Here is an 8,580-nt window from a genome sequence, read left to right on the forward strand (position 1 = left end):
CCGCCCGTGGTACCCCGCCCCTTCCTCCGACCGCCGCCCGCGGCGGCGGTCCGCCACCCTCCGTTGTGTGGCCCGGTTTCCTTCCGTTTGCGGATTTTGGTGGTATTCCCGGAGGAGGAGGGGCCCTGGGTGCCGGGAACGGTTATGCTCCTTTTATCCGTCTTCTTTTGCGGCGTCAGGGGCGGCAGAGGAGAGGAAGTGTGCCTCTTTTCCTTTTCCTGAACGGCTTCCTGCTGTGCGGCGGGGTCCGGTCTGGAAGCTGGTTCCGGCGTTTCAGAGGTCCGTGCCGGACGAGGGGGGACGGGCGCTTCCTCCTGTCTGGTGGCCGTGACGGTGGAATGACAGACGGGGCATTTCACGTGGCACCCTATGCAGGAAAGCTTGACGGCAAAAGGATTGCTGCACACGTTGCAGCGGCAGGGAACGACGGGGGAGGATTCCTCCGCTTCATCCTTCGCTTCCTCTGCCTGCCGGGCAGTGACCGGAGCGGAGCAAATGGGGCATTTTACCCGGCGTCCCAGAAAAGACGTTTTTACGGCAAAAAGATTTCCGCATGACGGGCATGTGCAGGTTACCGTATCCTGGGATGGGGATGGCATGAGAGAAGAAGAGTTACAGGTGGATGAATTCGGGAACCGGAATAGTGATGGGCTTGGGCGCCGGCAGGGTAATGCTCGTGTCCGTATGGTCCGGAGAAACGGGGTCCGCGGAAAGGGCCTGGGCGTCCGGCACGTTTTCTCCTGTGCCCAGCAGTTCAAAGTTGCGGGTGGCCGGTCCCTGGTTCAGCTCCGTGTGGTAGGGGTCGTCCCCCTGGAGGATGGCCTTGGTAGGCAGGATGGGGGGAAGGGGCAGAATGCGGGTTTGCGCCGTGAAGGGGGAAACGGGGGTGGAAACGTCCTCCCCGTGGAGATCGCAGAAGGGGAGGCTGGAATCCCCCTTGCGGAGGTATTCAAACATGGTGTGACGGCGGTATTTTTTGTCCACCGGGTCAATGTCATAACAGCTGTGCGTGGCTCTTTTGCCGGTGGTGAGGCAGATTTCCACCCGTTCCACGCTGGGCGGGGGGGCCAGTTCCCCAGCCGGGAACAGCTGCTCCGCTTCCTTAATGGCGGTTCCCAGGATGGAAGCGCAGGTATCTGAAGAGAAAGCCCCGTTATAAATGGGCTTTTTCCCTTCCAGAAAGCCTATCCAGATGCCGCAGGTGATCCGGCTGTCATAGCCGAACAGCCAGTTGTCCGCAAAGTCGTAAGTGGTGCCCGTTTTTACGCCCCCTTTGAAGTCTCCGGGCAGGTGGGGCGCCACGCGCTGGGCGGAACCGTTTTTCAGGGAGGAATGCAGGATGTTGTGGAGCTGGAAGGCCGTGGCGGTGGAGGCTGCCCCCTTCCGCACCTGGGCGTTGTTCCGGGTTTCAATGGCCTGGGTGGATTCCCAGATCAGCTGGCCGTCTTCATCCTCTATCCTGTCCAGGTAATAAATATCCTGCGGGCGGGAGCCGCCGTTCGGAATGGCAGTGTAGGCCAGCGTCATTTCCTTCAGGGAAGCTGGTTCCGTGCCCACGAAGATCTTGGGGCGGTAAACGGGGTTTACTTCCGTGCTGCCCGCTTCCCGCACGGGTTTGCGGATGCCGAAGTCCGTGAGTTTTTTCACGAAGGGGGACGTGCCCATGTCCATGCCCATGCGCAGGGATGCGGCAATCTTGGAGGCGGACAGGCCGCGGTGGGCGGTAATCATGCCTTCATAACGGTTTTTGGAGCTTTCCGCCCCCCATTCTCCCAGGATGCCTTCCGAACCGCCGATGCCGGTGAGGCGGTTGTCAATGGCGTCATCCAGAATGCGGGTGACGGGGCTTTTGCCCGTATCAAAGGCCGTTGCGTACAGAAAAGGCAGAATGGCGGTGCCGGTGGGGCGGGCCCCGTCCTTGATGGCATCATACTGGCGCTTGGTGTAGTCCCGCCCTCCATGGTAGGCCAGGACGGCTCCCGACTGGTTGTCCACTACCAGGACGGCGCCTTCCAGATAGCGCGGTTTGTTTCCTGAAGATTTTTGGTAGTCCGCGGCCTTCTGGTGATGGTAGCCGGGGCGTTGTTCAATGTTTTCCAGGGCCTGTTCCAGGGATTTTTCGGTGGCCTCCTGAAGCTTCTTGTCAATGGTGGTGTAAATTTTGAGACCGGCGGCATTTACGCGTTCTTCCCCCAGATAGGCGGTGATTTCTGCGGAAATGCGTTCGTAAATGTGGGAGACGCCGCGTTTCAGGGGCTTGGAGTTGAGTCCCAGGTCCATGGCGGAAAGGCGTTTGGCTTCATCCTCCGTGATGTATTTTTCCCTGGCCATGCGGTTGAGCACATGGTTGCGCCATTTCAGGTTGCCTTCCGGATTGTTGAGGGGGGAGAGGTCTTTCGGGTTTTTGATCAGGGCGGCGATGGAGGCGGCCTCCCGCGTGGTCAGGTCCGCCGGCTCCTTGCCGAAGTAGCCCAGGGAGGCGGCCCGAATGCCGTAAAACCCGCTGCCGAAGTAGATGCGGTTCAGGTAAAACTCCAGCACCTGGTCCTTGCTGTACCGTTCCGTAATCCGGCGCGCGAGGGCTATTTCCACAAATTTGCGGCCGAAGCTGCTTTCATTCCTGGCCTTGGCCCGGTTCTTCAGGTCGTACGCGTTTCTGGCCAGCTGCTGGGTGATGGAGGAGGCGCCCTGGTTGGCATCCCCGCTGTTATGGATAAATTCCTTGCCCGCCCGCAGAATCCCCAGGAAGTCGTACCCCGGATGCTCCCGGAAGCGGGAATCCTCCTGGGCGATCAGCGCATTGACCATGGCGGGCGCTATCTTGTCCAGCGTGACGTAGCTGCGGTTTTCTACATAAATGCGGCCTATTTCCTCCCCGTTCCGGTCATAAATGATGCTGGGCTTTTCCAGGTCGTTGATGCGTTCCAGATCAAATTCCGCCGCCCAGTTGTCATAGCGCTTCCAGGCCATCATGAACCCGAAGTAGCCCACGGCTCCTCCGATGACCGCCATGACCAGGCACCACAGGACCAGCTTCCTGACAAAGCGCCCGAACCGTTTCCGGGGCTTTGCCTTGGGGTGGCGCCTTTTGTTGGCCTGCGTATGCCTGCGCGGAGCTTGTGAACTTAATTCAGCCATGAAGATGGAACAGGATTTGTCCTGAGAGGAGAAAAAACGTGCAAAAATCCTAACGGATTCCCGTTTGTTTAGCAATACCGTACCCTGTTGGCGAGTGAAAAAAGAAGGCATGCACCCCCGGATTCTCCCGGAATGTCTCCGGAGCGCCTCAAAGGCTTGCGTCGCTCCAAACGGCTTATGGTTCCTGTACGGCGTTGAAAATATTGCCTGCCTTGGTGAGACCGTGTTCCATGGTGTACAGCACGGCGTCCGCAGCCTTGCCCAGCATCACGTCCAGGAGTTCGCGTTCCTCCGGACGGAATTTGCCCAGTACATGGCCTATCATCTCCCCCTTGCCGCGCGGCAGCCCGATGCCGAAGCGGAGGCGCGGGAATTCCTGGGTGCCCATATGGGCGATGAGCGACTTGATGCCGTTGTGGCCTCCTGCGGAGCCTTTTTCCCGCAGCTTCATGACGCCCAGCGGGAAATCCACCTCGTCATGGATGACGAAGACGCTGCGCGGATCCAGCTTGAAAAAGCGCATCATGGGCCCCACGCACAGGCCGGAATCATTCATGAACGTGGAAGGCTTCACCAGTAGTACGCCGGGGCCGGCCGCCAGCTCGCACTTGCGCTGCTTGTCTGCCTTGAACACGCAGCCCCACTGGGCGGCCAGGCGGTCCACCACCATGAACCCCGCGTTATGGCGGGTATCTTCATAAGTCCTGCCCGGATTGCCCAGGCCCACGATCATTTTAACGGGCGCGTCCACGATGAAAAAAGGGGAAAGGAATGAAAGCTGCACTTCCGGCGGCCGGAGCGCGCGGGAAATCCTGCACCCGTTCCCGGAGGCGATCAACCGTTCCGTGAGACAGCCGGGCGGTTATCTGCCGGCCTTCTTCTTCTGCCGTCCCATCAGGAACCCGGTGAGAACGTCTTCCAGGGCGTCTCCGGTCCGGATCAGGCGGTAGTCCGCGTTGATGTCCGTACAGATGGCGCGCGTTTCCTCCAGGTAGCGGGACACGATGGCGCGGTACTCGTCCGCAATGAGGTCCGGTTCCGTAATCAGGGAGCCGCCGCCCTCCATGTCCACGAAGCGGATGGGGCGGTCAAAGTCAAAGTCTATTTCCAGCTGGTCCACCAGATGGAACACGGCCACGTCATGCTTGCGGAAGTGGAGGTGGCGCAGGGCGTTTTTCAGCTCCGCCGTATCCGTGAACAGATCGGAAAAAATCAGCACCAGCGCGCGGCGGCTCACGCGTTCCGCCAGTTCGTGAAGAGTCTCCGGCAGCACGGTTTCCCCCTTGGGGTAATGGGTGTCCATCTGGCTGATGAGCACATTCAGGTGGGCGGCGCGGCGGGAAGCGGGGATGTGCAGCGTGGCTCCGTCCTTCGTCTGCTGGGAAAAACTCAGCCCCACCGCGTCCCCCTGCCGGATGGCGATGTAAGCCAGGTTGGCCGCCAGCCTGCACGCGCGCATGTACTTGGATTCCACCTGTTCCGGATGGTAGTTCATGGAGCCGGAAAGGTCCATGACGATGTAGGCGCGCAGGTTGGTGTCCGCCTCAAACTCCTTGATGTAATATCTGTCAGACCGCGCGTACGCCTTCCAGTCCAGGCGGCGGGTGTCGTCTCCGGACACATACTTGCGGTACTCCGCAAACTCCACGGAAGAGCCGCGGTTGGCGCTCCTGTGGCGGCCGGATACGTTCCCCGCCATGCTGTGGCGCGCTTCCAGGGGAAGATTTCCCAGGCGGCTGAGCAGGTCGTGGTTCAGGTACTTCATGGGAGGTCGGGAAAGGGGAGGGGTTCCGCAGGAAAGGTCAGGCTTCCGCCGCCAGGCGCGCTACGGCCTTGCGGGGCGTGATGCCCTGGGATTCCGCGGCGAAGTTCGTGACCACGCGGTGCATCAGCACCGGTTCCACAATGGCGTCTATGTCTTCCTTGCGGACGATGTAGCTGCCCTGGAGGGCGGCGCGGGTCTTGGCCCCCAGGATCAGGAACTGGACGGCGCGCGGTCCTGCGCCCCAGGCCACGTACTGCTTCACCCATTCCGGGGAGGTTTCCAGGGAGGGGCGCGTGGAGCGCACCAGCTTTACAGCATACTCGTAAATATGTTCCGGAACGGGCACGCGGCGCACCAGGTCCTGGTAAAAAAGGATTTCCTCCCCGGAAAGGACGTGCTTGAGTTCCTCATTGCGGTTTCCGGTGGTTTCCCGGGCGATGCGCATTTCTTCTTCTTCCGTGGGGTAATCCACTTCAATCAGGAACATGAAGCGGTCCAGCTGGGCTTCCGGGAGGGGGTAGGTGCCTTCCTGCTCAATGGGGTTCTGGGTGGCCAGCACAAAGAAGGGAGGCAGCAGGGTGAAGGTGCGGCCCATGACGGTGACGCGGCGTTCCTGCATGGCTTCCAGCAGGGCGGACTGGGTTTTGGCGGGTGCGCGGTTGATTTCATCCGCCAGAACGATGTTGGCGAAGACGGGGCCCTTGATGAACTCGAACTGGCGCTTGCCGCCTGCGGAATCGTCCTGGATGATGTCCGTGCCGGTGATGTCAGCGGGCATCAGGTCCGGCGTGAACTGGATGCGGTTGAAGCTGAGGTCCAGCGTTTTTGCCACGGAGCTGATCAGCAGCGTCTTCGCCAGGCCGGGAACGCCCATCAGGAGCGCATGGCCGCGAGAAAACAGGGCGATGCTCAGCAGTTCCACGACGCGCTGCTGGCCGATGATGATTTTGCTCAGTTCCGAGGAGAATTCCTTGTAAATGGCGCCGAGCCGGTCAATGGCGGCCACGTCGTCGTCGGGCAGAGAGGGGGTGGTGGGTTCCATATTGCAAGTTCATAACACTTTTCAGGGCCTTTTCCACCAAATAATCGCGTCGCATTCATTTTCCCTGCTTGGAATGGGAAGTGAAACGGGGTAAGGAAGAGGCATGCCGAAAATCGCACTCATTCAACTGTCCGCAGACGCCCGGCCCTCCGTGAACAAGGAAAAGACGGAAACCGCCATCCGGGAAGCCGCCGCCAACGGGGCGCAGATCGTCTGCACGCAGGAACTCTTTACCACGGAATACTTTTGCAGGACAGAGGAGTGCGACTTGTTCAACCTGGCGGAGCCTGTTCCCGGAGAACTGACGGCGGCCCACCAGAGGCTGGCCGCGGAGCTGGGCGTGGTGATTGTGGCCTCCGGTTTTGAAAAGCGCGCCACCGGTCTGTACCACAATACCGCCTGGGTGGTGGATGCGGACGGAACGTTCCTGGGCATGTACCGCAAGATGCACATTCCGCAGGACCCGGGCTTTGAGGAAAAATTCTACTTCACCCCCGGCGACCTGGGCTACAAGGCGTTTGACACCAGGTTCGGCCGCATCGGCGTGCTCATCTGCTGGGACCAGTGGTACCCGGAAGCCGCGCGCCTGACGGCCATGCAGGGCGCGGAGATTATCTTTTATCCCACCGCCATCGGCTGGCTGCCGGAAGAAAAGCCCCTGCTGGGGGAACAGCAGCACTGCGCCTGGGAAACCGTGCAGCGCGGCCATGCCGTGGCGAACGGCTGCTACGTCTGCGCCGTCAACCGCGTGGGGACGGAAGGGGAAAGCGAATTCTGGGGCCAGTCCTTCGTGGCGGATTATTACGGACAGATCGTCGCCAAGGCTCCCGTCAGTGAGGAAACCATCCTGTACGCGGACCTGGACCTGGACGCGTTGGAAGGCCACCGCCGCATCTGGCCCTTTTTCCGCGACCGCCGCATTGATTCCTACGGCGGCATTACGGAACGGTGGGGAAAGTAAAATCCTGGCAAATTCATTTCCATGCGTGAACTTTATGCGGAAATGTTTACCATCCCTGCGGTACTGCGCCTGCGGTGCCTGGGAGTGAAAGGCTTCTGCCTTTCATGCTGAAAGTCCTCTCTGGAGCGTAATGAAGATTTGCAGGATTGATCAGGGCCGGGAGGTCCTGACTCCCAGAGATGGCCACCGTTAAAATTCAAGGTGAAGAGATTGATGTACCTGTTTTGACAGGATGTTCACTCCGCGGAGTTTATCCTCCATCCAGCCGGACATCTTTTGATCATCCTGTTTATTTTCCATTGCCTGGAGGCTGGAATCTGAGTTCTTTTTCTCTCCGTAACGTGTTTCAGTATGTTCGTGAAAAAACATGGGTTGCTCCGCACTGGCGGAACAACCCATGAAAGAGGTAAAAGGGGCTGTACTAATCGCAGATGACGGCAATCTTGATGCCCTTCATCTGGACGTTCGTTTCCAGGGCTTCCGTGATTTCATCCAGCTTGAAGCGGTGGGAAATCAGCTTGGTCAGCGGCAGGCCGATGCCGTAGGCGCGCTTGAGGAAGTCAAAGGTGATCGGGTAATCCTGCGGGGAATACACCCAGGAGCCTACGGCGGTCACTTCCTTGTTGCAAAGGTCGTAATGGTGGTTGATGACGCTTTCCCCGCCGTCCATGAAGAAGCCCACTTCACACAGGCCGCCGCCGCGCTTGACGAATTTCCAGGCGTTTGCTCCGGCCTTGCCTACGCCCGTGCACTGGAATACGAAGTCCGCCAGCCGTCCGCCGTTGTCCTTCTTCACGGCTTCCAGCAGGGCGTTCAGGTCTGCATAATGGGTAAAATTATAGGTGCGGGAAGCGCCCATTTCTTTGGCTAGTTCCAGGCGGGAATCATTGCCGTCCACGGCGATGATGGTTTCAATGCCCAGCGTGCGCAGCGTAGCGATCTGGAGCAGGCCGATGGGGCCGCAGCCCTGCACGAGCACCACGGAATTGAACTTCAGCAGTCCGGTGGACTTGGCGCGTTCCAGGGAATGGACCACTACGGCGGCGGGTTCCACCAGAATGCGCTGGTCCAGCGTCATGCTGGAGACGTTGAAGAACGTGGAGCCCTTGCGGATGACCAGGTACTCGCCGAAGTAGCCGTTTAAATGCACGTCGTCGTCAGGCATCAGGCCGTACACGCCCACGTTCTCGCACAGGTTGGTGCGGGCCGGGGTGTTCAGGCAGGCGTCGCAGGTGCCGCAGGGGATGATGCAGGTCACGATCTTGTCCCCCAGGCCCACGGGATTGCCCGCCGTATCCTTCGTGATGTTCTTGCCCATGGCGACGATTTCCCCCGTGCCTTCATGGCCCAGCACGACGGGGCAGAGGCCGAAGGGGTCCCGGTTGTATTCGTGGCCGTCCGTGCCGCAAACGCCGCAGGCTTCCACCTTGATGAGCATTTCATCGTCTCCGATGGCGGGAATGGGGTATTCACGGATTTCAAATGTCTTGGGAGCTGTCAGAACAGCTACGCGTGCGGTCTGTTGCATAGTGCGCCTACACTACCCTTTGTGGTTCGGATTCTTCAAGTACAAATGCAGGTGAAGGGGAATTAACTTGCTGGGAGAGGAGAAGAAAGAGCTCTGACCGGATAGCCGGATATATGCGGGTAATGGGGGTAATGGGGGTAATGGGG

Annotated in this window: 8 protein-coding genes; 1 reads left to right on the forward strand and 7 read right to left on the reverse strand. The window is 59.7% G+C overall.

Going from position 1 to position 8,580, the window contains the following annotated elements; translation table 11 throughout:
- From LIO64_RS07740 to LIO64_RS07760, 5 genes are all read right to left on the reverse strand, one after another.
- Positions 1-599 (reverse strand): hypothetical protein (locus LIO64_RS07740; RefSeq protein WP_290548868.1); only part of this gene is annotated, 599 nt, incomplete at its 3' end.
- Positions 600-612: 13 nt separating this feature from the next.
- The gene (locus tag LIO64_RS07745; protein WP_290548869.1) at positions 613-3,138 is read right to left on the reverse strand and encodes a transglycosylase domain-containing protein; all 2,526 of its coding nucleotides are present in this window, start codon (positions 3,136-3,138) and stop codon (positions 613-615) included.
- Between the two features lie 175 nt (positions 3,139-3,313).
- Entirely contained in the window at positions 3,314-3,871 is a 558-nt protein-coding gene (gene pth / locus LIO64_RS07750; RefSeq protein ID WP_345779575.1) for an aminoacyl-tRNA hydrolase, read from the reverse strand.
- A 129-nt stretch (positions 3,872-4,000) separates the two neighbouring features.
- Positions 4,001-4,903: a DUF58 domain-containing protein gene (locus tag LIO64_RS07755; RefSeq protein WP_290548871.1), complete on the reverse strand. Its 903-nt coding sequence runs from the start codon at positions 4,901-4,903 to the stop codon at positions 4,001-4,003.
- A 37-nt stretch (positions 4,904-4,940) separates the two neighbouring features.
- On the reverse strand, positions 4,941-5,945 hold the full coding sequence (locus tag LIO64_RS07760; RefSeq protein ID WP_290548872.1) for an AAA family ATPase: 1,005 nt from the start codon (positions 5,943-5,945) through the stop codon (positions 4,941-4,943).
- A gap of 103 nt (positions 5,946-6,048) precedes the next feature.
- On the opposite strand from LIO64_RS07760, the gene LIO64_RS07765 reads away from it, so the two are divergent.
- Positions 6,049-6,906 (forward strand): carbon-nitrogen hydrolase, encoded by an 858-nt coding sequence (locus tag LIO64_RS07765; protein WP_290548873.1) that lies wholly within the window; start codon positions 6,049-6,051, stop codon positions 6,904-6,906.
- Between the two features lie 189 nt (positions 6,907-7,095).
- On the opposite strand, the gene LIO64_RS07770 is transcribed toward LIO64_RS07765, so the two are convergent.
- Both LIO64_RS07770 and LIO64_RS07775 read right to left on the reverse strand, forming a co-directional pair.
- Positions 7,096-7,275 carry a hypothetical protein gene (locus LIO64_RS07770; protein ID WP_290548874.1) on the reverse strand — a complete coding sequence of 60 codons (180 nt, stop codon included), beginning with the start codon at positions 7,273-7,275 and terminating at the stop codon, positions 7,096-7,098.
- Positions 7,276-7,327: 52 nt separating this feature from the next.
- On the reverse strand, positions 7,328-8,434 hold the full coding sequence (locus LIO64_RS07775) for a zinc-binding dehydrogenase (protein ID WP_290548875.1): 1,107 nt from the start codon (positions 8,432-8,434) through the stop codon (positions 7,328-7,330).
- Positions 8,435-8,580 lie beyond the last annotated feature (146 nt).

The organism is Akkermansia sp., from assembly GCF_020860705.1.
In the GTDB taxonomy this organism is placed as follows: Bacteria; Verrucomicrobiota; Verrucomicrobiia; order Verrucomicrobiales; family Akkermansiaceae; genus Akkermansia.